Origin of the sequence: Agathobacter ruminis (assembly GCF_002735305.1) — a bacterium.
Taxonomy (GTDB): domain Bacteria; phylum Bacillota; class Clostridia; order Lachnospirales; family Lachnospiraceae; genus Roseburia; species Roseburia ruminis.
The window spans coordinates 1-22834 of sequence record NZ_PDYG01000012.1; the positions used below are offsets into that span (position 1 = coordinate 1).

A 22834-nucleotide genomic window follows, 5' to 3' on the forward strand; every position below is an offset into this window, starting at 1 on the left:
TTTATCATCCCAATCCCGAATATCCTTTTGGATGTAATGCTGGCAATCAATTTGTCGATGGCCTTGATTATCCTGTTTCGCGTGCTGTTTGCGCGTGAGGTTTTGGATATGTCATTCTTCCCGACACTGTTACTGTTTACAACCATTTTCCGAATCTCATTGAATGTTTCTTCAACGAGACTGATTCTGATGTCGGGTGATCCGGGTAATGTCGTTATGACATTCGGATCTTTCGTCGGCGGCAGCGATATCATCATCGGAGGTATTGTATTTATTGTTCTGGTATTGATCCAGTTCATCGTCATCAATAAAGGTTCGGAACGTGTATCTGAAGTAACCGCCCGATTTACATTGGATGCGATGCCGGGAAAACAGATGGCAATCGATGCCGATTTGAATACCGGTGCAATTACAGATGCAGAGGCAAAGCAACGCCGAGATAAGATTCAGCAGGAATCCGCATTTTACGGAGCCATGGATGGTGCTACCAAGTATGTAAAAGGAGATGCGACTGCCGGATTGATTATCACTTTGATCAACCTTGTGGGTGGTACTGCAATGGGTGTCATGAATCAGGGGCTTGGATTTGCGGAAGCAATTCAAAAATTCGGAATTCTGACAATCGGTGACGGACTTGTTTCCCAGCTGCCTTCCCTTTTGATTTCTTTATCAACCGGTATTCTGGTCACAAAGAATTCGGCCGAAGAAGATTTTTCCGGTACATTGGTCAAGCAGCTGTTTGGTACTTCACAGGTCATGTATATCGTGGGTGGTGTTATGGTCGCAATTTCTGTTGTGACACCGCTTCCGAAGCTGGTATTCATTCCACTCGGAATCGGATTGATTGCCTACGGATATATGACACAAAACGAAAAGAAGGAAGAGCAGATTGTAGAAGAGGTTCAACAGGCAGAGACCGAGGCCGAGGAAATCCGAAAGCCCGAAAATGTCGTATCGCTTTTGTCTGTGGATCCGATTGAACTGGAATTCGGTTATGGTATTATTCCGTTGGCGGATGTCAATCAGGGAGGCGATTTGCTGGATCGTGTCGTTATGATTCGAAGGCAGATTGCGCTTGAGCTTGGAACGGTCGTTCCAATCATTCGTCTTCGAGACAACATTCAGCTGAATCCGAATCAGTATATCATCAAAATCAAAGGAATTCAGGTTACCGAAGGAGAAATCCTTTTTGACCATTATATGGCAATGAATCCGGGATATGTGGAAGAAGAAATTACCGGTATTCCGACATTTGAGCCGTCGTTCCATCTGCCGGCAATCTGGATTACGGAAAGTCAGAGAGAACGTGCGGAAAGTTTGGGATATACGGTTGTTGACCCGCCTTCCATTATCGCAACACATCTGACAGAAGTGATTCGAAGCCATATCGCAGAACTTTTGACGAGACAGGATGTTCAGGGACTGATCAACAATATCAAAGAGACCAATCCGGTATTGGTCGACGAATTGACACCGAAGCTTTTGAATCTCGGCGAAATTCAAAAGGTATTGCAAAACCTGCTCAGAGAAGGCATTTCTATCCGGGATTTGCTTACAATTTTTGAAACATTGGCAGACCATGCGCAGACAACACATGATACAGATGTCCTGACAGAATATACGAGACAGGCGCTCAAGAGAGCAATCTCAAGCAAATATTTTGCTGCAAATGAGACAACCAGTGTAGTAACACTCGATCCGAAAGTGGAGCAGGAGATTATGTCTTCCGTAAAGCAGACCGAGCAGGGAGCATATCTGACACTCGATCCGGAAAAGACGCGGGAGATTATGAATTCTGTGGAAGAGGAAGTCGGAAAGCTCGAGAGCATGGGCAAGAATGCAATTATTATTACATCGCCGATTGTGCGTATGTATTTTAAGAAAATGACGGAGGATTATTTCTCAGATCTGATTGTTGTTTCTTATAATGAAGTAGAATCAAATGTAGAATTACAATCTGTGGGAATGGTGACAGCCTAAATGATTATCAACAAATTTCAGGGAAAAACAGAAGAAGAAGCAAAGAAAAAGGCAAAGGAGAAACTGGGCGAAAATTGTGTTGTGATGAATGTGCGCGAAATCAAACCGAAGGGCATGTTCAAAGGATTCAAGAGTTCGACCTATGAAGTGACGGCTGCCTTGGAAGAAAAAGAAGATTACGGATACGGTTCCATCTCAAAACCAAAGAAGATTTCAGACAGTATTAATCTGACTGCAGATGAGGACATTGTGATTCCACCACCGGAAAAGGAATTTGTCATTCCAAAGACTCCGATTCGCCCGGTGACCAGAAAGCAGGAGATTCCTCAGGAACCGGCAGCAAATTTGAAAAAGGCAAATATCATCGAACAAAATGAAGATGAGGTATTGCAATCCATCGAGAAGCGCCTGGATAATCTGACCAATCTTTTGGATGAAAAGAATATTCCGGTCAATCCGCTTTCTCAGGAAGAATTAAACTATATTCGTTTGATTTATTCAACACTTTTGGATAATGAAGTCAACGAAAAATATGCAAACCAGGTAGTGGAAGAGATTGAGAAGACCATTCGTCCGGGCAATAATCTGGATATGATCCTTTCCAATTTTTACCAGAAATTGGTTCTTCGTTTCGGCAGACCGCAGGCAATCAGCTTAAATGAGCATAAGCCGAAGGTGGTTTTCTTTATCGGACCGACCGGTGTCGGCAAGACAACTACCATTGCAAAGATTTCATCCAAATTCAAGCTGGATGCGCATAAGGACATTGCATTGGTCACCGCAGATACCTATCGAATTGCGGCAACCGAACAGCTCAATGTCTATGCGGAAATTCTCGAAGTGCCGCTGAAGGTGGTTTATTCTTCGGAGGAATTAAATGAGGCAATTGCGGAATTCGCAGACAAAGATGTGATTTTTGTAGATACAGCAGGTTTTTCTCATAAGAATGAGGAACAGCGCAATTCTGTCAAAAAATTGATCGCTGAGATCCCGGCAGAAATCGAAAAAGAAGTATTCCTGGTATTGAGTGCGACGACGAAATATAAGGATTTGTGTAATATCGCAGATATTTATAAAGATATCGCAAATTACAAACTGATCTTTACCAAACTTGACGAGACCGATACCTATGGAAATCTGTTAAATATCCGTTTATATACAAAGACGGAATTGTCCTATATTACGACCGGACAAAATGTTCCGAATGATATTGAACTGCTCGATACCCAAAAGATTGTGAAGCAGTTACTTGGAGGCAATTAGGGAATGGATCAGGCATCGCAGCTTAGAAATGTTATTAAGCTTCAAAATCAAAATCAAATAAATACTGCGCGCGTGATAACAATTACAAGTGGAAAAGGTGGCGTTGGCAAGAGCAATACGGCAGTCAATCTTGCAATACAATTTCGCAAGCTTGGAAAGCGGGTGGTCATTTTTGACGCGGACTTTGGTCTGGCCAATGTAGAGGTAATGTTCGGAGCAATTCCGAAGCATAATCTTTCCGATTTGATTTATCATGGAATGAATATCAAGGATATTATCACACCGGGACCGATGGAAATCGGATTCATTTCCGGCGGCTCCGGAATCATCGGGTTGAATAATTTGTATCGTGAGCAAATCATGTATCTGATCAAATGCCTTTCGGAACTGAACGATCTGGCGGATGTCATCATCATTGACACGGGAGCCGGAATTTCCGATCAGGTTCTCGAATTTGTCATCGCATCTCCGGAAGTGCTTTTGGTGACCACACCGGATCCGAGTTCTCTGACAGATGCGTATTCCTTATTAAAGGCATTATATCGCAATCCGAATTTTTCGGCGCAGGGGTCTTCGTTGAAAGTCATTGCCAACAAATGTATTTCGGCAGAAGAGGGAATTGCACTTTATGAGAAATTGAATTCCGTGGTTTCCCAGTTTTTGAACGGAAGCCTTGAATATTTGGGAATGATTCCTCAGGATACGGTACTGGAGAAAGCCGTTCGCGCACAAAAGACGGTTTCTCTGTATGACCCAAAGGCAAAATCGGCAAAGGCATATGAAGAGATTGCCGACCGCCTGATCAATGGCGAAAACGGGGAAGCACCGCGTGTAAAGTGGGGCATTTCCCAGTTGCTGACAAATTTTTTTACAAAGCGTTAAAGGATTAGGAAAACAACGAAATGGATGTTCAGGAAATTTTAACTTTAGGAGACAAGATAGATATCCGTCTTGCAGCTCAGCCGGATTCGGCAAATGATGGAATTGCAGCCAGACTTTACAAGAGTTCGCTGTTGGATTTTATTTCCGATTCCGATACGGAAATGGAAATCGGCATGCCGACCTATAACGGTAAGATGGTATTGTTCCATGTGGGACTTCATATAGAACTGGTTTTCTATACTTCACATGGCTTGTATTCCTGCACCGCAATCGTGCTCGATCGCTACAAGCGGGGAAATCTATATATGATCAGCGTCGAACGGAAGACACCGCTTAAAAAATTCCAACGACGTGAATTTTTCCGTATTGACTGTTATATCGAAATGAGTTATTACAAAATCACAGAGGAAGTTGCAAACTATCCGAAGACGCAAATGCTCTATCATGAAATTATGAAAGATTATTATATTGCGGAAGAGCGGCCGGGAGTTGCAATTGACATCAGTGGTGGTGGTATTCGCTTTGTCAGTGATTATCCGATTCCGGCAGATTCCTATATTCTGGTCAAGATTCAATTGTCAAATGACAAAGTCGATCAGGTCTTCTTCCTGGTCACCAGAATTATTGAATCCATTCAATCGGCAACAGATAAGACCAAATTTCAAAACCGCGGTAATTTTATGTTTAAGGAAATGAAGGATCGTGAGTCCATCGTTCGTTATGTTTTTGAAGAAGAACGACGCATCCGTAACGGAAGATAGGAAAAAAGTATGAAAAAAATTTTGGTTGTTGATGATTCTGCACTCATGAGAAGGGTAATATGTGATATTATCAATGCAGATAGTAATTTTGAGGCAAAAGACACCTGTAGGGACGGCCTTGAGGCATATGAAAGATTAAAGACCACCAGTTATGATGGTGTGGTACTTGATGTGAACATGCCCCGCATGGACGGACTGCAGCTGCTCGAAAAGTTGCAGGAAGAACGAATCCGTGCCAATGTAATTATGGTCAGCACTTTGACAACCAAAGATGCTGAAATCACCATGATGGCTTTGGAACGTGGTGCGATCGACTTTGTAACCAAGCCGACCAATGTCATTGAGGCAAAGGGAGAAGCGTTTGGAAACCAGCTTTTGTCTGTGCTATCTGCAGTGTTAAAAATCAGTCCTTCAGCCCGTCCGACGACGACTCAGCGCCCGGCTGCGACCAGGCCAAACAGCGTAGAACGGACAGCTACACAAAGTCAGGGAACCGTGAAATCCAGCTATTCTGTGATGTCAACACAGAAACAGAAGCCGGCGAATGTGACCAGACTTCGTGCAACCGGAAAGAACAAATTAGTTGCGTTGGCATGTTCGACCGGCGGACCGAAAGCATTGCAGGATGTAATTCCGAATCTTGATGCCAATATGGATGCACCGGTTGTGCTGGTTCAGCATATGCCAAAAGGATTTACCAAATCCATGGCAGACCGACTGAATGAAATCAGCAAAGTGCATGTCAAGGAAGCAGAAGATGGTGAGAAATTACAAAAAGGCTGGGTATATGTCGCTCCCGGCGGCAAGCATATCGAGGTGGTAAAAGCACCGGACGGATCACACAAAATCCAGTTTAATGATATGCCGGCAATCGGAGGACTCAAACCATGTGCGAATATTATGTACGATTCTCTCTCAAAGACGGGATATGATGAAATTGTCTGCGTAGTGCTTACCGGTATGGGCGCGGACGGAACAAACGGAATCCTGTCGTTGGTTCAGCACAAACCGATTCATGTAATAGCACAAAATGAAGAGACCTGTGTTGTATATGGAATGCCAAAAGCGATTGCGGACAGCGGAGTAGTAGATGATGTTGTGCCTCTCAAAGAAGTAGCCAAAACGATTATTAAAAGCGTGGGGGTAAATTAGTATGGATGTAAGCCAGTATCTTGAGATTTTTATCGACGAAAGCGCAGAACATTTACAAACATTATCAGATTGTATCATGTCACTCGAAAATGAGCCGGATAATAAGGATACAATCAACGAAGTATTCCGTGCAGCCCACTCCTTAAAGGGTATGGCCGGAACCATGGGATTCAAACGCATGCAGCATCTGACACACGACATGGAAAATGTATTCCAGGAAGTGCGTAGTGACAAGATTGCAGTAGACAGCGCAATGATTGATTTGCTGTTCAAATGTCTTGATGCGTTGGATCAATATCTCGAAAATGTCAAGAGTAGTTCTGATGAAGGAACCGAAGACAACGAGATTATTATCAAAGAATTGAATGATTTCATTGCAAAAGCAAATGGAGAAGCTCCGGCAGCTGCAGCTCCTGCAGCGGAAGCTCCGGCAGCTGCACCTGCAGAAGAAAAATCAGAAGGACCGGAAAAGAAATTCCTTCATCTGGAATTGGATGACAGTGAAACCGCTGCCATTGAGGATGCCCGCAAATCCGGAAACAAAGTATATGGATTTACCGTATATATTCATCCGGAATGTCTGCTTAAGGCAGCAAGAGCATTCCTTGTATTCCGTGCAGTGGAAGACTTCGGTCAGATTATTGTATATCGTCCGAGCTCACAGGATATCGAAGATGAGAAGTTTGAGTTTGATTTCAGCTTCTATGTATCCACCAATGAAGAGCTTGATGCAATTGTTGCAGCCGCAAAAGATGTATCTGAGATTTCAGAGGTTGTTGCAGAAGAAATTACCGAGCTTCCTGCTAAGGAAGAAAAGCCTGTTGAAGCAGCGCCTGCAGCACCTGCAGCATCTGCAACACCTGCAGCTCCTGCACCTGTAAAGAAGGATGACAAGAAAGCACCTGCAAAGAAGGATGCAAAACCTGTTACAAACCGTACGGTTCGTGTAGATATCGAAAAGCTCGATGCATTGATGAATCAGGTTTCCGAGCTGATCATCGCAAAGAACTCTCTGGTTTCTATCAGCAGTCAGGATGGTGGTTCATCTTCTAACCAGGGATTCCATGAGCAGATTGAATATCTTGAAAGAATTACCACCAATCTTCATGAATCGGTAATGAAGGTTCGAATGGTTCCTATCGAGAGTGTTGTAAACAAATTCCCGCGTATGATTCGTGATTTGTCAAGAACTCTCGGTAAGAAGATGGAATTGACCATGACCGGTGAAGATACCGAATTGGATCGTACCGTAGTTGACCAGATTGGTGATCCTTTACAGCATTTGCTTCGTAACTCCGCAGACCACGGCCTGGAGACTGCTGAAGTTCGTAAGGAGAGAGGCAAGCCGGAAATCGGACATATTTTCCTGAATGCATATCAGGAAGGCAACAATGTCATTATCCAGGTTGGTGATGATGGTAACGGTATTGATACCGAAGCTGTTAAGAATAAGGCAATTGAGCGTGGCATTATTACTGCAGAACAGGCAGAATCCATGTCTCAGAAGGAAATCGTCAACTTATTGTTCATGCCAAGTTTCTCTATGGCAAAGAAGATTACTGACATTTCCGGAAGAGGTGTAGGACTCGATGTTGTTAAGAGCGGAATCGAAGCCCTCGGCGGTGATGTAGAGACCCGCACCAAGCTTGGAGAAGGAACCACATTTACGGTTCGTCTTCCACTTACACTTGCAATTATTCAGGCTCTCATGGTTGAAATCCGTGATGAGAAATATGCAATTGCACTTGGTTCTATTTCCAATATTGAGAACATTCCTGTAACAGATATCAAATATGTTCAGGCTCAGGAAGTAATCCACCTTCGTGGTAGCGTCATTCCTCTTGTTCGTCTTGACAAGGTGCTCGACATCGAGCCACAGGATGATCCGGAGAATCTTACCGTCGTTATTGTAAAACGCGGTGACAGCCAGGCCGGTCTTGTTGTAGATAATCTGATCGGACAGCAGGAAATCGTTATCAAGTCGCTGGGCAAATATATCAACGGTAACAAATTGATCAGTGGTGCAACCATCCTCGGTGATGGCGAAATCGCAATGATCATTGATACGAACACTTTGATTTAACGGGGGTGCGATATGGCAGATACAAGTCTTGAAATTGCAGAGATGAATACAAAACAATACATCGTAGTGCAGATCGGCAGCGAGAAATATGGTATCGATATCGGATACATCGATAATATTGTTCGTATGCAGAAAATCACTCGTGTACCAAAGGCACAGTCTTATTTTAAGGGTGTAATCAATCTTCGTGGTGAAGTAGTTGCGGTTATGAGTATCCGCAAAAAGATGGGATTGGAAGAAGATGTATTTACAGACAAGTCCCGCATCATCATCCTGAAATTAGAGGAAAAAGGCCTTCTTGGAATTATTGTAGACGAAGTATGTGAGGTGGTTACCTTATCTGATGACCAGATTGAGCCGCCTGCAACAGGCCCTAAGAAGGGCAAAGATTCTTTCATCAATGGCATTGGAAAGAACGGAGATACTTTGATTTCCCTGTTCGAAGTAAGTGCTATTGTGGAAGAAAAGGAAGAAAAATAAGTAACTGATATAGTGAGGCGTTCAGCCTCACTATATTTCGATTTTTTATTTAAGAGATTTTAGGAGAGAATATGGCAGATTTTTCATTAGATCAAGTTAATGAGATGTACATGGATGTCCTGAAAGAAATCGGAAATATCGGTGCCGGAAATGCAACAACAGCCATTGCCGGAATGCTTGGAATGCGCCTCGATATGAAGGTTCCATCTGTATTATTTAAAGATGCCGCAAAACTTTCGGATGCGATTTGTCCGGAAGAGGAAACCATTGTCGGCGTATTTTTGGAAGTAACAGATGCAATCACCGGAAGCATGATGTTTATTTTGAAACTTGATTCCGCAGCTTATCTTGTATCCAAGTTGATGGGGATGCCTCATGAAGAGGGTGAACCGTTTACCGAAATGGAACTTTCCGCTATGCAGGAAATTGGAAATATTATTGCGGGAAGTTATTTATCCGCTCTTTCAAATATGACAAATCTTAGAATTCAACCGTCTGTACCTTACATTTCGGTTGATATGGCCGCAGCCATTTTGAGTGTTCCGGCTGTAATTTTTGGGCAATATGGGGAAAATGCATTGTTGATTGAGACAGAGTTTGGTGATGATGTGATGATTCAGGGATATTTCATTTTGATGCCTGATCAGGAATCTTACCCAAAGATTTTACAAGCACTGGGAATGCCTGTTTAAGGATTTCCATCATTCATAGGAGAAATGCATGGGTAGCTTAATTAAAGTCGGAATGGCTGATTTGAAAGTTGCGAAAGCCCCGGATGTGCTGACAACACTTGGTCTTGGCTCGTGCATCGGATTGACATTCTACGATCCGGTAGCGAAAGTTGGCGGACTGGTGCATTATATGCTCCCGGACAGTACACAGTTAAGAAATAATTCAAATATAGCGAAATTTGGTGATACAGGGATTGAGGAACTGCTCAAGCAGGTGACTGCCGCAGGCGCTTCAAAGTCCCGTCTGGTTGCCAAAATTGCAGGCGGAGCAAGTATGTTCCAGGTGTCCAACAATTCAACGGTTGGACAGGTTGGCGCCCGCAATGCACAGATGGCAAAGACGATGCTGACAAAGCTTGGCATTCGTCTGGTGGCAGAGGACACAGGGCTTAATTATGGTCGTACTGTGGAACTGGATTGTTCAACAGGAGATTATTTGATTAAGTCTGTCGGCAAACCGGTAAAAACAATTTAGAACAGATTGAGGGAGTTGTATGAAAACGGATCAAGTTCCTGCTCTCGTAACACTCTCAGCGGGTGCTGTTTATTGTGTTGTCGGACTATCACAGCATTTGAGCGGCTTTACATTTGCAAAAGAATTGCTGATTGTATTGATCGTATTTTATGCTATTGGTTCGATCATCAAAATCATTCTGGATAAAAACTTCGGAGATTTTGGTGAAACAGAAGAAACAGAAGAACCGGAAGAAAGCGAGAATGAAGAATCAGAAGAAAAAGAAGATATTGATTTCTCTGAGAAGGATAATTCACAAGAATCATAATTGGGGTATCGGATGAAGGCAGTTGACACAGAAAGTTTATGGAATGAATATGTAAAAAAACCGACACAGGAATTGCGCGAACAGCTGATTATTGAATATTCACAGCTTGTGCGTATTGTTGCCGGTCGCCTCAGTATGTATCTGGGTCATAATGTTGAATATGAAGATTTGGTAAGTTACGGAATTTTTGGACTAATTGATGCAATCGACAAGTTCGATGCTACCAAACAGGTCAAATTTGAAACTTATGCAAGTCTTCGTATTCGTGGTGCAATTCTTGACCAGATTCGTAAAATGGATTGGATTCCGCGAACCGTGCGTCAGCGTCAGCGCCGCATCGACGAAGCGATTAAGGCCATCGAGATGCGAACCGGACATACTGCCACCGATGAAGAACTTGCAAACGAATTGGGATTGAGCGAAGAGGAATTGCTGAATTGGCAATCCCAGCTGAAAGTAACCAATCTGGTTTCGCTCAATGAATTTGAAGAAACCGGTCCGGAACCGGTCATGGATGCGACGCATAATTCACATTTTGCTCAACCGGAGGATGTGATTGCGGAGACCGAATTAAAAGAAATGTTGATAGAATCATTGCAGTTGCTCACGGAGAAGGAGCGACGCGTGATTGAATTGTACTACTATGAGGATTTGACATTAAAAGAAATCAGCAAGGTTCTTGATGTGTCAGAATCGCGTGTTTCACAGCTTCATACCAAAGCTCTTGTGAAAATGCGCAAGAAGATGGGGCCATACATGGATATCCTGGATAGCCAGTAGTTGGGGGTAAAATGCGAAATCAATATTTTCAGCTTGTGTTTCATGATGACCAGGCTTATGTACATATTTATCCGGCACAGGACGGTGGAGAAAATTTAAAAATCAATGAATTGACCGCTTATCTGGATTTGAAAAAGTTTCAGGGATATGATATCAAATTATTAAATGAAGCACTTTCAAATGAGGAAGAAACGGAAGTCGCAATCGGTGCGTGGGATGGATACGAAGTCCGAGAGATGATGGAAGTGGATGTTTCAATGGATAAGATGATTGCTTATGCACGTTTTTATCCGGCATCTCCGGGTGGTCAACGAATGGATGCGAGGGAGATTGTCGGCAGTTTAATCCGCAAAAGGGTAAAATTCGGATTGAACCAGCAGGCAATTTTTGATTTTCTGAACAAACCGGTATATTGTAAAGATATTATTATCGCAAAGGGACAACCTGTCAGACAGGGCGAAAATGCAAAGATTGAATATTTTTTTAATACAGTCAAAAATTTGCAGCCAAAGCGCAATGAAGACGGGTCTGTAGACTATAAAGACTTAAATACCATCAGTCATGTCAAAGAGGGGGACCTTTTGGCCCGATTGATTAAAGAAGACCCGGGTGATCCCGGCAAAAATGTGTTTGGTGAAATCATCAAACCGCGCAATGTAAAAACTGCCAAGCTTGGCTTTGGCAAGAATATCACCATTAATGAAGATAAGACAGAGATTTATACGGATGTGACAGGCCATGCCGTTTTGCAAAACGGAAAGGTATTTGTTTCCAATGTATATACAGTTCCGGCAGATGTTGACAATTCCACGGGAAATATCAATTATGACGGAAATGTTCAGATTAATGGCAATGTAAAGACCGGATTTACGGTTGAGGCGACCGGTGATGTAGTCATCAACGGTGTGGTTGAGAATGCAACGGTCAAGGCCGGCGGTCAGATCGTAGTAAAAAGCGGAATCCATGGCGGTGGTTCGGGAACATTGATTTCGGAGACCAATGTCATGTCTAAATATATTGAAAATTCAACGGTAAAAGCCGGCGGATATGTGGAAGCTGAGATTATTATGGGCAGCGATGTATCTGCTGCGGATGCGGTTCGCGCAAAGGGCAAAAAGGGCCTGATCAGCGGTGGCACGGTTCGCGCCAAGAATGTAATCGAAGCAGAAAATCTCGGCTCTAATATGGGAACCCCGACGATGCTTGAAGTCGGAATTGAGCCGGAAAAGAAGCAACGCTATCTGGATTTGAATAAATATATCAAAGAAAAAACGCAGGAGCTTGAAGACATGCAGGTGATCATTGCAAATTATGGCAATTTGGTCAAAAAAGGGGAGCATGTTCCGAAAGACAAACTGATCTATGCACAGAAGCTTGCTGAACAATATAAAGAAGAAAATGCAGCACTTTTGCCGCTAAAGGAAGAAATCGCGGCAATACATCAGGAAATGCTCGAAACGGATGGCTCTTATGTGATTGTGTCGCAGATTGCTTATCCCGGCGTTACAATCGCAATATCGGATATCAGTATGAATTTGAAAGACAATCGAAGCCATACGAAATTTCATAAGGCCGAAGGTGAAGTAAAAGCGGATATTTATTAGAAAAGCAGGTGGGAATATGACAATTCGTCCGATAGAATTTAATGGAATGTTACAAAGAACGGATGATGTTTCACAATTAAAGCATCATGAGGACAGTAAGCCGCTTGTGGATCAGCAGAACATCCAAAAACTCGTGGATGATCAGGCGGATGCAATGCAGCATGCGGTCGTCAATAAAGATGAGAGCAGCGGCGCCGAGAATCATGCGGATGCGCGTGACGAAGGGCACGGCCTTTATTTTGACAATCGCAAAAAGAAAGAGAAGAAGAAAAAAGAACAGACAGACGGATGTGTCATTCGTAAGCAACCTACAACTTCGTTTGATATTAAGATTTAGACAGAGGGGCAAAATGGGAACGACGGAAATCATATTAATTGTAATCGGCCTGATATTTATAATAGGTAGTTTCTTTTTGAAGGAAGTGCTTTCACAAAAAGATATCGAGCAAATTGCAAAATTAAGTGAGATAGAATTAAAAACCATCATTGACCGCAAAATGAAGGATGCAAATGAGGAGATTACCGCATCCATCGATGATGCCATTGAGGAGGCGTCAGACAAAACCAAGCGCGAAATGGAAAAAGAGACGAACGAGAAGATTATGGCAATCAGTGAATTCTCAGATACAGTGCTTGACTCGATGAACAAGACGCATAATGAGATTATGTTTTTGTACAGCATGCTCAATGACAAACATGGGGAGCTGACCAGTCTGGCTGGTGACTTGTCTCATTTTTCAGCGCAGATGAAGGAAACCGAAAATGAAATTCTGACACATTTGTCGGAAGCTGCCAATGAAATGGAAAATAAAGTCAACAACATTGAATCGGAAACGATGATGCAGTCTGAAAGCCCGACGGAGGAAGCAGAGGACGATAATCGCTCCAATGACCGGATTCTGGAATTGCACAGACAGGGTAAGACAGATGTCGAAATCGCCAAAACACTTGGAAGAGGTCTCGGTGAAGTAAAACTGGTATTGGGATTGTATCAGGAGGTTGAAAATCGTGAAGCTTAAATTCTATTTGAGAGGACTGGGCATCGGAATTGTATTTGCGACCATTGTTTTGGCAGTCTCTTTTCATATTCATAATGATGCTTCACAGCTATCCGAATCGGAGATTATATCGGCTGCAAAAAAGCTGGGTATGGTTTTTGCGGAAGATGCGACGCAGACAGAAAATAATACGCAAAATACAGAAACGCAAAATACGGAAACGCAAAATACGGAATCGCAAAATACGGAAACACAGAACACGGAAACACAAAGTACGGAAACGCAAAAAGCAGAGGAGACACAACAGAGGGAACCTGAGGTGAAAACGGTAACCCTGACCATTACCAATGATGTCTCATGGAGAATGGCGGGAAAGATGCTGGCAGATGCCGGTGTCATCAAAGACGGAAATGACTTATATGATTATTATAATGCGCATTATCCGGATGCCTATCTGCAAAACGGAACTTTTGAAATTCCAAGTGATGCGGATCTGGATACAATTATCAAAATTTTGTCTACAAAACAGTAAATTTAAAAGAAAACCGCTTGCAACAAGGCCTTTGGTATGTTATAATGCCAAAGGCTTTTAATCTATTAAGCACATGTATTCATGTTCAGCGGGTGTCGGTAACGCTAGCCGATGGTTGAAATTGAGAATACATGGAAGAAACTTTTTTAACCAAATGGAGGTAAACAAAATGAGCGTAATTTCAATGAAACAGTTACTTGAAGCAGGTGTTCACTTCGGACATCAGACCAGAAGATGGAATCCTAAAATGGCTCCGTACATCTATACCGAGCGTAACGGAATCCACATCATCGACTTACAGAAGTCTGTAGGAAAAGTTGATGAAGCTTACGATGCAATCTCTGATATCGCTGCACAGGGTGGTACCGTATTATTCGTTGGTACCAAGAAGCAGGCTCAGGATGCAATCAAGACCGAAGCTGAGCGTTGCGGAATGTTCTATGTAAATGAGAGATGGTTAGGTGGTATGCTTACCAACTTCCGCACCATCCAGACCCGTATCGAGCGTCTTAAGGAAATTGAGACCATGTCAGAAGACGGAACATTTGATGTTCTTCCTAAGAAGGAAGTAATCGCACTCAAGAAGGAGTGGGATAAGCTTGAGAAGAATATCGGTGGTATCAAGGAAATGAAGAGAATCCCTGATGCAATCTTCGTTGTAGATCCTAAGAAGGAAAGAATCTGCATTCAGGAAGCTCAGGCACTTGGAATCACTTTGGTTGGTATCTGTGATACAAACTGTGATCCGGATGAATTGGATTATGTAATTCCTGGTAATGATGATGCAATCCGTGCAGTTAAGCTGATCGTTTCCAAGATGGCTGATGCTGTAATCGAGGCAAACCAGGGAACAGAAGCTACCGCAGAAGAAGTTGAGTCTGCAGCAGCTGATGAAGCAGTAGAAGAATAATAGATTATATACATTCGGAGGAAATCAAAATGGCAAACATTACCGCTTCTATGGTAAAAGAACTGCGTGAATTAACAGGCGCAGGAATGATGGATTGTAAGAAGGCACTCGGCGAGACCGATGGAAACATGGACGAGGCTGTTGAGTACTTGAGAAAGAATGGTCAGGCTAAGGCTGAGAAGAAGGCTAGCCGTATCGCTGCAGAAGGTATCGCACGTGCTGCAATCGCTGCTGACGGAAAGGCTGCTGTAGTTGTAGAAGTTAACTCTGAGACTGACTTCGTTGCAAAGAATGAAACTTTCCAGACTTTCGTTGAGTCTGTTGCAAAGCAGGCACTTGCTTCTTCTTTGGCAGGTGGCAAGAACGGCGAAGATATCGAATCTTTATTGGATGAGAAGTTTGTTGATGGTGAAGGATCTGTTAAGGATGCTTTGGTTGAGAAGACCGCAACCATCGGAGAGAAGCTTTCTATCCGTCGTTTTGAGAAGGTTTCCGGTGATCTGGTTGTTTCATACATCCACGGTGGCGGAAGAATCGGTGTTATCGTTGCTGCAAACGGTGCAAATGATGATGCAGCAAAGGAAGCAATCCAGAATATTGCAATGCAGATTGCGGCATTGAATCCAATGTATATTTCTGATAAGGATGTTGAGCAGTCTTACATCGAGCATGAGACCGAAATCATCCGTGCACAGATTGAGGCTGATCCTAAGGAAGCAGCTAAGCCTGATAAGGTAAAAGAAGGTATGGTAAAAGGCCGTATCAACAAGCAGCTTAAGGATGTTGTATTATTAGATCAGGTATATGTAAAGGCAGAAGACGGAAAGCAGTCTGTTGCAAAATATCTTGAGTCTGTAAACAAGGATCTTGTTGTTGCTAAGTTCGTTCGTTTCGAAGTTGGTGAAGGAATGGAGAAGAAGAACGAAGATTTCGCTGCAGAAGTTGCTGCACAGATGAATATGTAATCATTATTGGATTGATTCAGTTACGCCACTTCGGAAAATGCCGAAGTGGCGTTTTTGTGTTTTTGATTATTTATCCTATCTTTCGAACATAATTTTGTTTACAAGATTCTAAAATATGATAAAATAGATAAGGATATTTTATGGCGGAGGGTGACTATGCCGGAAAAAGACATAGATACAATTAACCGTCAACAGCAGCGGCGCAAGCGAATTAACCGTATCAAAAACGGAATTGTTATTACAATTGCAAGCTGGATGTTGATTTCCATTGCCACAATTATCATCCTGGTTGTGCAAGTGGTAGGGTTAAATCAAAAATACAAAAAAATAAATGCAATGGTGACTTCACTCGATACTTCCGAGACGGAGGATACCGAGCAAAATGATAAATATGCGAATGTTGTTACCGGAATTGATACGGAAGACAATATGTATCAGGAAGGTGATCAGAGAAAGGGGTATTTAACCTTTGACTGCATTCCGAATGAGAATACGAATGTGATTCTGGATGCATTAAAGGAATTAAATGTCAAAGCGACCTTCTTTGTGACCGGAGATGATTCGGAAGAGGCAAAGGCCATCTATCGGAGAATTGTAAATGAAGGACATACACTGGGTATGCTTTCTTACTCCAATTCGTACAGCAAGATTTATTCTTCGACGGACAGCTTTCTCGAAGATATGCAGAAACTGCAGGATTATTTGCGCGAAGTGACAGGCGTGACATGCAAATACTATCGCTTTCTCGGAGGCAGTTTCAACGAGATCAGTGACTTGAATATGGCTGAATTCGTGCATGTCTTAAATGAAAATCAGATTGTATATTATGACTGGAATGTCAATGCCGGTGATACCGGAGCCAATTATACGGTTGATGATGTCGTAATGAATGTGACACAGGGTGTTTCACATTATAAGAATTCAGTGATTCGCCTGCATGACAGCGATCATAATCAAAAGACCACAGAAGCGATTACCACATTGGTAAATGCATTAAAAGAAGCGGATGTGGATGTATTACCAATTGATGAATCTACCTATAAGGTTCAATATATTAAAGCGGATAGCGTTGATTAAAAAATGGAGGAATAAATTACCATGGGATTATTTAAAGATTTCAAAGACGATTTTTCACAGGCAGTAAACGAGCTCGTTCCGGGCGGAGAAGAAGTTCAGGCTCCAGAAGAAACTGCCAGCGTAGATTCCTTAAAGCAGGATATCGATGTAAAGAGTGAAATGTCCAAACTCGACGGACTTCTTGTTGAAGAAGCTCCTGCACCTGCACCGGCTCCGGCAGCACAGAATGTTTCAGCTCCGGCTGCAAATGCACAGCCTGTAAACAACGGACCGGTAGTAGTAGATGAGACATCTACCATTACATCCGGAACCGTATTGACCGGTGATGTAAGCTCAAACGGACATTTTGATATTCAGGGTACCATCAATGGTAATGTTACCTGTCTTGGTAAGCTGGTTGTAACCGGTACCATCAATGGTAACAGTGAATCATCTGAATTCTTTGCAGATGCTTCCAAGATTGCAGGTGAAGTAAACTGCAGCGGTACCGTTAAAATCGGAGCAGGATCTGTTATTATCGGAAACATTACTGCGACCTCTGCTGTTATTGCAGGTGCGGTTAAGGGCGATATTGATGTTCAGGGACCTGTTGTTGTGGATACATCCGCAGTTGTAATGGGCAATATCAAGTCTCGTTCCGTACAGATTAACAATGGTGCTGTAATCGAAGGTTTCTGTTCACAGGCATATGCGGATATCGATATGCAGACCTTGTTCAATATCTAAAAAATAGGAAAGAAGGAGCTTTTTTATGAAGCGAATTTTGTTAAAACTCAGCGGAGAGGCACTTGCCGGCGAGAAGCATCAGGGATTTGATGAAGCAACTGTAATCGGAGTTGCTAAGCAGGTAAAGCAGCTTGTTGATGCCGGTACACAGGTTGGTATTGTAATCGGTGGCGGTAATTTCTGGAGAGGCCGTTCCAGTGAGACGATTGATCGCACAAAGGCAGATCAGATCGGTATGCTTGCCACGGTCATGAATTGTATTTATGTCTCTGAAATTTTCCGTTATGTTGGCATGAAGACAGCCGTTTTAACTCCGTTTGAATGTGGTTCCATGACAAAACTTTTTTCAAAGGATCGTGCAAACAAATATTTCAGCCGTGATATGGTTGTATTTTTTGCCGGTGGAACCGGACATCCTTATTTCTCAACCGATACCGCAACCGTTTTGCGTGCGATTGAGATTGAGGCAGAGGGCATTTATCTTGCAAAGGCAGTTGACGGTGTCTATGACAGCGATCCAAAGGTGAATCCTGACGCAAAGAAATATGATGAAATTTCTATTCAGGAAGTAATCGACAAGAAGCTTGCGGTTGTTGATCTGACTGCTTCCATTATGTGTATGGAAAATAAAATGCCTATGTTTGTTTTCGGATTAAATGAGACAAACAGCATCGTTGAAAGTGTTAATGGCAAATTCTCCGGAACGAAAGTTCTGGCATAATTCTAGGAGGACGATATGGACGAAAGATTAATTCCTTATCAGGAAAAAATGGAAAAGACACTGAATAACTTGCATGAGGAATATGCTTCCATCCGTGCAGGAAGAGCAAATCCTCATATCCTTGATAAATTAAAAGTAGATTATTACGGAACACCTTCACCGATTCAGACGGTTGCGAATGTCAGTGTTCCGGAAGCACGTATTATTCAGATTCAGCCATGGGAAGCTTCTCTCGTGAAGGAAATTGAAAAAGCGATTCTTACATCCGATATTGGAATCAATCCAACCAATGATGGTAAAGTGATTCGCCTGGTTTTCCCTGAATTGACAGAGGAACGCCGTAAAGAGCTGGTGAAAGATGTGAAAAAGCATGGCGAAGATGCCAAGGTCGCAACCAGAAACATCCGTCGTGACGGTATGGACGCATTCAAGAAGCTCGGTAAGAGCGAGGATATGTCAGAGGATGCAGTTGCAGATCTTGAAGATGGCATGCAGAAACTGACAGACCAGTTCATTGCAAAAATCGATAAGGCAATCGAAGAGAAATCAAAAGAAATCCTTACGGTTTAGTAAAATCGATGAAATTTGAGACTTGCTTGCCGGCAAGTCTCATTTTGTTTGGAGAAAAATATGAAAATACCGGAACATGTCGCCATCATTTTAGATGGCAATGGAAGATGGGCAAAAGAAAAAGGTATGCCGCGTAACTACGGACATACCGTTGGTGCCAAAAATGTGGAGACCATTTGTAAAGCGGCCCATGATATGGGAATTAAATATCTGACCCTTTATGCTTTCTCGACAGAGAACTGGAAGAGACCGGATGCGGAAGTGTCTGCGCTGATGAAATTGCTGGACGGGTATTTGAAGACCTGTATCAAAACCGCAAATAAAAATAATATGAGAATCCGTGTGATCGGAGAAATTGCGCGACTGGAGCCGAAATTCAGAGAGCGCATCCAGGAAGTGGAAAGGGTCTCAGCCGTCAATACCGGATTGAACCTGACAATTGCAATCAATTATGGCAGCCGCGATGAGATGCTACGTGCAACGCGCAAAATTGCGCAGGAATGCATGGATGGAAAGTTGCAATTGGACGCAATTGATGAAGCCTGCTTTGCAGCACATCTGGATACCTTTGATCTGCCGGATCCGGATTTGATGATCCGGACAAGCGGAGAACAGCGATTGTCCAATTATTTGCTGTGGCAGCTTGCATATAGTGAATTTTATTTTACAAATGTTCCATGGCCTGCTTTCTCAAAAGAAGAACTGCAAAAGGCTGTTGAAGCATATAATGCCAGAGACAGACGCTTTGGCGCATTAAAAGAAGAAGAAAAATAACAAACAATAGGAGAAATATTTATGTTTAAAACAAGATTGCTCAGCGGCATTGTTTTGGTCGCAATCATTGTTGCATTTGGAATCTTAGGCGGATATTATTTGTTTGGATTCACATTGGCAATTTCGCTGATTGGAATGTATGAATTATATCGTGTTTTCAAGATTGAGCGAACCGCGCTTGGCCTGTTCGGATATCTTGCTGCAATCTGCTATGATTTGAATCTGTTATGGCATTTTATCCCGGGCAGAGATGCTGCCGTGATGATTTTTGCCGGATTGTTTATCCTTCTGATGGCTGTATTTGTATTTGGCTATCCGAAATTTGATGTCACTCAGGTGATGGCATCATTCTTTGGAATGTTTTATGTGGCTGTAATGCTTTCCTTTGTTTATCGTTTGCGTACGGAGATTCCAAACGGATTGTATCTGGTCTTTTTGATTTATCTTTGTGCATGGGGCAGTGATACATTTGCTTATGTGAGCGGAAAAACATTTGGCAAAGGCGGCAAACACAAGATGACACCGAAGCTTTCCCCGAATAAGACAATCGAAGGCGGCATTGGCGGTGTACTCGGTGCCGGCATTATCACAGCAATCTACTGTACCATTTTTGCATCTGCGATGAATCTGGATGCAACCAAGATCGTAATTCTGGCTCTGATTGCCGCTGCGGGCGGACTGGTATCTATGATCGGAGACCTCTGTGCCAGCGCAATCAAACGTTTTTATGATATTAAGGATTATGGCAAATTGATTCCGGGACATGGTGGAATTATGGACCGTTTTGACAGTATCATCATTACGGCACCGATTATATATTATCTCGCTTTCTTATTTGTCTAATCAAATCAGGATAAGAAGGATTGATTTATGAAAAAAATATCGATTCTCGGATCTACCGGATCCATCGGCAGCCAGACGCTCGAGATTGTTTCAGAACAGGGCGATATTGATGTGGTGGCAATGTCCTGTGGACATAATATCGGCTTGTTTGAAAAACAAATTCGAAAATATCATCCGTCACTTGTTGCTGTCTGGGAAGAAAAAGATGCTTCAGACCTGCGGACACGCATCGGTGATTTGCAGACGGAAGTCTGCTACGGACTCGACGGTCTGATTCGTGTGGCAACCGCTGATGCGGCGGAATATGTTGTAACTGCCATTGTTGGAATGCTTGGAATCCGACCGACGATTGCTGCAATCAAGGCCGGCAAAAAGATTGCACTGGCCAATAAGGAGACGCTGGTTACAGCAGGTCATCTGATTATGCCATTGGCAAAAGAATATCAGGTGCCGATTCTTCCGGTAGACAGTGAGCACAGTGCGATTTTTCAGTCTTTGAACGGGCAGGAAAATCAAAAAATCAATAAAATATTACTAACGGCTTCCGGAGGACCTTTCCGTGGAAAGACAAAAGAAGAGTTGAAGCATGTGACATTGCAGGATGCTCTGAATCATCCGAACTGGTCCATGGGACGCAAAATCACTGTCGATTCTTCGACATTAGTCAACAAAGCGCTTGAAGTGATGGAAGCGCATTGGCTCTTTTCGGTTGACGCGGATCAAATTGAGGTTGTGGTCCATCCGCAAAGTGTGATTCATTCCGCAGTCGAATACGAAGATGGCGCTATTATTGCACAGCTGGGAACACCGGATATGCGTCTGCCGATTCAATATGCGCTTTATTATCCACAGCGAAGACCACTTTCCGGAGCGCGTCTGAACTTGTTTGAACTTGGACAGATGACATTTGAAAAGCCGGACTATGAAACCTTTGAAGGTCTGCAGCTTGGGCTCGATGCCATGCGCGAAGGCGGCAATATGCCAACCGTATTTAATGCGGCAAATGAGCGTGCAGTGGCATTGTTTTTACAGGAAAAAATCTCCTATCTGACGATTGCGGAGATTATTCGTGCATCAATGGAGCATGTCACAAAGATTGAGAATCCAAATCTGGAGGAGATTCTTGATACGGAACAGTTAACTTATGAATTTATCAATAACAGGTGGTAGTTTTGATTATTATTAAGATTCTGATTGCAATTTTAGTTTTTTCGGCAATTGTATTATTTCATGAGCTTGGACATTTTTTGCTTGCAAAAGCAAATGGAATTCAGGTCAATGAATTTTCACTTGGCTTAGGCCCGACATTGATTGGTTTTACAAAGGGTGAAACAAAGTATTCCATCAAATTGCTTCCGTTTGGAGGCGCCTGCATGATGGAGGGAGAGGATGATGCATCGGATAATCCGCGTGCTTTCCCGAACAAATCCGTTTGGGCCAGAATCAGTGTGGTATTTGCCGGCCCGTTCTTTAATTTTATTATGGCATTTGTGTTTGCTTATATTCTCGTTTGTATGAATGGCACACTTTTACCGAATATTTCTGTTATGGACGGATATCCGGCGCAGGAGGCAGGAATTGAATCCGGAGACCGTCTGGTCAAGATCAATCATTTTTATCTGGACTCGTACAATGACCTGCTGGTATATCTCCAGTTTCATCAGGGAGAGGAAGCGGTCATCACTTATGAACATGACGGAAAAGAATATCAGACGACACTGACTCCGAAATTCTCGGAAGATGAGCAGCGTTATCTTTATGGATTTGCATCTGATGGAACGATGACACATGGCAATGCGATTTCGAATATCAAGCATGCTTTTTTTGAATCCCGTTATTATGTCTATCTGACATTCCAGAGCCTTCGTATGCTCTTTACGGGAAAAGTCGGCGTGAATGATTTGAGTGGTCCGGTCGGCATCGTATCCACAGTCGGAGATTCCTATGAATCCGCGGTGAAATCCGATGGCGCAAGAGGCGGCATTGAGATTTTGTTTGTCTGGATTGTATTTTTGTCTGTCAACCTCGGTGTGATGAATTTGCTGCCGATTCCGGCATTGGATGGCGGTCGACTGCTGTTTTTGATTATTGAAGCAATCAGACGAAAACGCATTGACCCGCAAAAAGAAGGATTCGTTCATTTGGTGGGAATTGTTTTGCTGCTTGGCCTGATGGTGCTTGTCATGTTTAACGATATTCGCAAATTATTCATGTAAATAA

The 22834-nt window shown here is 42.9% G+C and carries 25 protein-coding genes; all 25 read left to right on the forward strand.

Going from position 1 to position 22834, the window contains the following annotated elements:
* The coding region (flhA, locus tag CSX02_RS03440; RefSeq protein ID WP_099385654.1) for a flagellar biosynthesis protein FlhA at positions 1 to 1980 on the forward strand (1980 nt) is incomplete at its 5' end.
* Positions 1981 to 3243 (forward strand): flagellar biosynthesis protein FlhF, encoded by a 1263-nt coding sequence (gene flhF, locus CSX02_RS03445; RefSeq protein ID WP_031545700.1) that lies wholly within the window; start codon positions 1981 to 1983, stop codon positions 3241 to 3243. It abuts the gene before it with no gap.
* Positions 3244 to 3246: 3 nt separating this feature from the next.
* Positions 3247 to 4125: a MinD/ParA family protein gene (locus CSX02_RS03450; protein ID WP_031545698.1), complete on the forward strand. Its 879-nt coding sequence runs from the start codon at positions 3247 to 3249 to the stop codon at positions 4123 to 4125.
* Between the two features lie 20 nt (positions 4126 to 4145).
* Positions 4146 to 4886: a flagellar brake protein gene (locus CSX02_RS03455; RefSeq protein ID WP_099385655.1), complete on the forward strand. Its 741-nt coding sequence runs from the start codon at positions 4146 to 4148 to the stop codon at positions 4884 to 4886.
* A 9-nt stretch (positions 4887 to 4895) separates the two neighbouring features.
* Entirely contained in the window at positions 4896 to 6038 is a 1143-nt protein-coding gene (gene cheB, locus CSX02_RS03460) for a chemotaxis-specific protein-glutamate methyltransferase CheB (protein WP_099385656.1), read from the forward strand.
* Between the two features lies 1 nt (position 6039).
* The gene (locus CSX02_RS03465) at positions 6040 to 8121 is read left to right on the forward strand and encodes a chemotaxis protein CheA (RefSeq protein WP_099385657.1); all 2082 of its coding nucleotides are present in this window, start codon (positions 6040 to 6042) and stop codon (positions 8119 to 8121) included.
* A gap of 12 nt (positions 8122 to 8133) precedes the next feature.
* Positions 8134 to 8601, forward strand: coding sequence for a chemotaxis protein CheW (locus CSX02_RS03470; RefSeq protein WP_031545690.1), 468 nt, complete (start codon positions 8134 to 8136; stop codon positions 8599 to 8601).
* A gap of 71 nt (positions 8602 to 8672) precedes the next feature.
* The gene (locus CSX02_RS03475) at positions 8673 to 9293 is read left to right on the forward strand and encodes a chemotaxis protein CheC (RefSeq protein ID WP_031545688.1); all 621 of its coding nucleotides are present in this window, start codon (positions 8673 to 8675) and stop codon (positions 9291 to 9293) included.
* A 28-nt stretch (positions 9294 to 9321) separates the two neighbouring features.
* Positions 9322 to 9807 (forward strand): chemotaxis protein CheD, encoded by a 486-nt coding sequence (locus tag CSX02_RS03480; RefSeq protein WP_031545685.1) that lies wholly within the window; start codon positions 9322 to 9324, stop codon positions 9805 to 9807.
* Positions 9808 to 9826: 19 nt separating this feature from the next.
* Complete coding sequence (locus CSX02_RS03485; protein WP_031545683.1) at positions 9827 to 10114, forward strand: hypothetical protein; 288 nt, start codon at positions 9827 to 9829, stop codon at positions 10112 to 10114.
* Between the two features lie 12 nt (positions 10115 to 10126).
* Positions 10127 to 10894 carry a FliA/WhiG family RNA polymerase sigma factor gene (locus tag CSX02_RS03490; protein ID WP_099385658.1) on the forward strand — a complete coding sequence of 256 codons (768 nt, stop codon included), beginning with the start codon at positions 10127 to 10129 and terminating at the stop codon, positions 10892 to 10894.
* An 11-nt stretch (positions 10895 to 10905) separates the two neighbouring features.
* Positions 10906 to 12498 carry a DUF342 domain-containing protein gene (locus CSX02_RS03495; protein ID WP_099385659.1) on the forward strand — a complete coding sequence of 531 codons (1593 nt, stop codon included), beginning with the start codon at positions 10906 to 10908 and terminating at the stop codon, positions 12496 to 12498.
* Between the two features lie 46 nt (positions 12499 to 12544).
* Positions 12545 to 12835 carry a hypothetical protein gene (locus CSX02_RS03500; RefSeq protein WP_207653745.1) on the forward strand — a complete coding sequence of 97 codons (291 nt, stop codon included), beginning with the start codon at positions 12545 to 12547 and terminating at the stop codon, positions 12833 to 12835.
* Positions 12836 to 12848: 13 nt separating this feature from the next.
* The gene (locus CSX02_RS03505; protein WP_099385660.1) at positions 12849 to 13517 is read left to right on the forward strand and encodes a DUF6115 domain-containing protein; all 669 of its coding nucleotides are present in this window, start codon (positions 12849 to 12851) and stop codon (positions 13515 to 13517) included.
* Positions 13507 to 14028, forward strand: a complete 522-nt coding sequence (locus CSX02_RS03510) for a hypothetical protein (RefSeq protein ID WP_099385661.1) — start codon at positions 13507 to 13509, stop codon at positions 14026 to 14028. The genes CSX02_RS03505 and CSX02_RS03510 overlap by 11 nt, the downstream gene beginning before the upstream one ends.
* Positions 14029 to 14197: 169 nt before the next feature.
* Positions 14198 to 14938, forward strand: a complete 741-nt coding sequence (rpsB, locus tag CSX02_RS03515) for a 30S ribosomal protein S2 (RefSeq protein WP_031545666.1) — start codon at positions 14198 to 14200, stop codon at positions 14936 to 14938.
* Positions 14939 to 14967: 29 nt separating this feature from the next.
* Positions 14968 to 15903 carry a translation elongation factor Ts gene (gene tsf, locus CSX02_RS03520; protein WP_031545664.1) on the forward strand — a complete coding sequence of 312 codons (936 nt, stop codon included), beginning with the start codon at positions 14968 to 14970 and terminating at the stop codon, positions 15901 to 15903.
* A gap of 156 nt (positions 15904 to 16059) precedes the next feature.
* Positions 16060 to 16980 (forward strand): polysaccharide deacetylase family protein, encoded by a 921-nt coding sequence (locus CSX02_RS03525; RefSeq protein WP_099385662.1) that lies wholly within the window; start codon positions 16060 to 16062, stop codon positions 16978 to 16980.
* 21 nt (positions 16981 to 17001) lie between these two features.
* Entirely contained in the window at positions 17002 to 17706 is a 705-nt protein-coding gene (locus tag CSX02_RS03530) for a polymer-forming cytoskeletal protein (RefSeq protein WP_031545660.1), read from the forward strand.
* Between the two features lie 25 nt (positions 17707 to 17731).
* Positions 17732 to 18427 carry a UMP kinase gene (pyrH, locus tag CSX02_RS03535; protein ID WP_031545658.1) on the forward strand — a complete coding sequence of 232 codons (696 nt, stop codon included), beginning with the start codon at positions 17732 to 17734 and terminating at the stop codon, positions 18425 to 18427.
* 15 nt (positions 18428 to 18442) lie between these two features.
* Entirely contained in the window at positions 18443 to 18997 is a 555-nt protein-coding gene (gene frr / locus CSX02_RS03540; protein WP_031545657.1) for a ribosome recycling factor, read from the forward strand.
* A 60-nt stretch (positions 18998 to 19057) separates the two neighbouring features.
* Positions 19058 to 19771 (forward strand): isoprenyl transferase, encoded by a 714-nt coding sequence (locus CSX02_RS03545; RefSeq protein WP_099385663.1) that lies wholly within the window; start codon positions 19058 to 19060, stop codon positions 19769 to 19771.
* Between the two features lie 21 nt (positions 19772 to 19792).
* On the forward strand, positions 19793 to 20614 hold the full coding sequence (locus CSX02_RS03550; protein ID WP_099385664.1) for a phosphatidate cytidylyltransferase: 822 nt from the start codon (positions 19793 to 19795) through the stop codon (positions 20612 to 20614).
* Positions 20615 to 20641: 27 nt separating this feature from the next.
* Positions 20642 to 21784, forward strand: a complete 1143-nt coding sequence (locus CSX02_RS03555; RefSeq protein ID WP_099385665.1) for a 1-deoxy-D-xylulose-5-phosphate reductoisomerase — start codon at positions 20642 to 20644, stop codon at positions 21782 to 21784.
* 11 nt (positions 21785 to 21795) lie between these two features.
* The gene (gene rseP / locus CSX02_RS03560) at positions 21796 to 22830 is read left to right on the forward strand and encodes an RIP metalloprotease RseP (protein WP_099385688.1); all 1035 of its coding nucleotides are present in this window, start codon (positions 21796 to 21798) and stop codon (positions 22828 to 22830) included.
* The last annotated feature ends 4 nt before the right edge of the window (positions 22831 to 22834 follow it).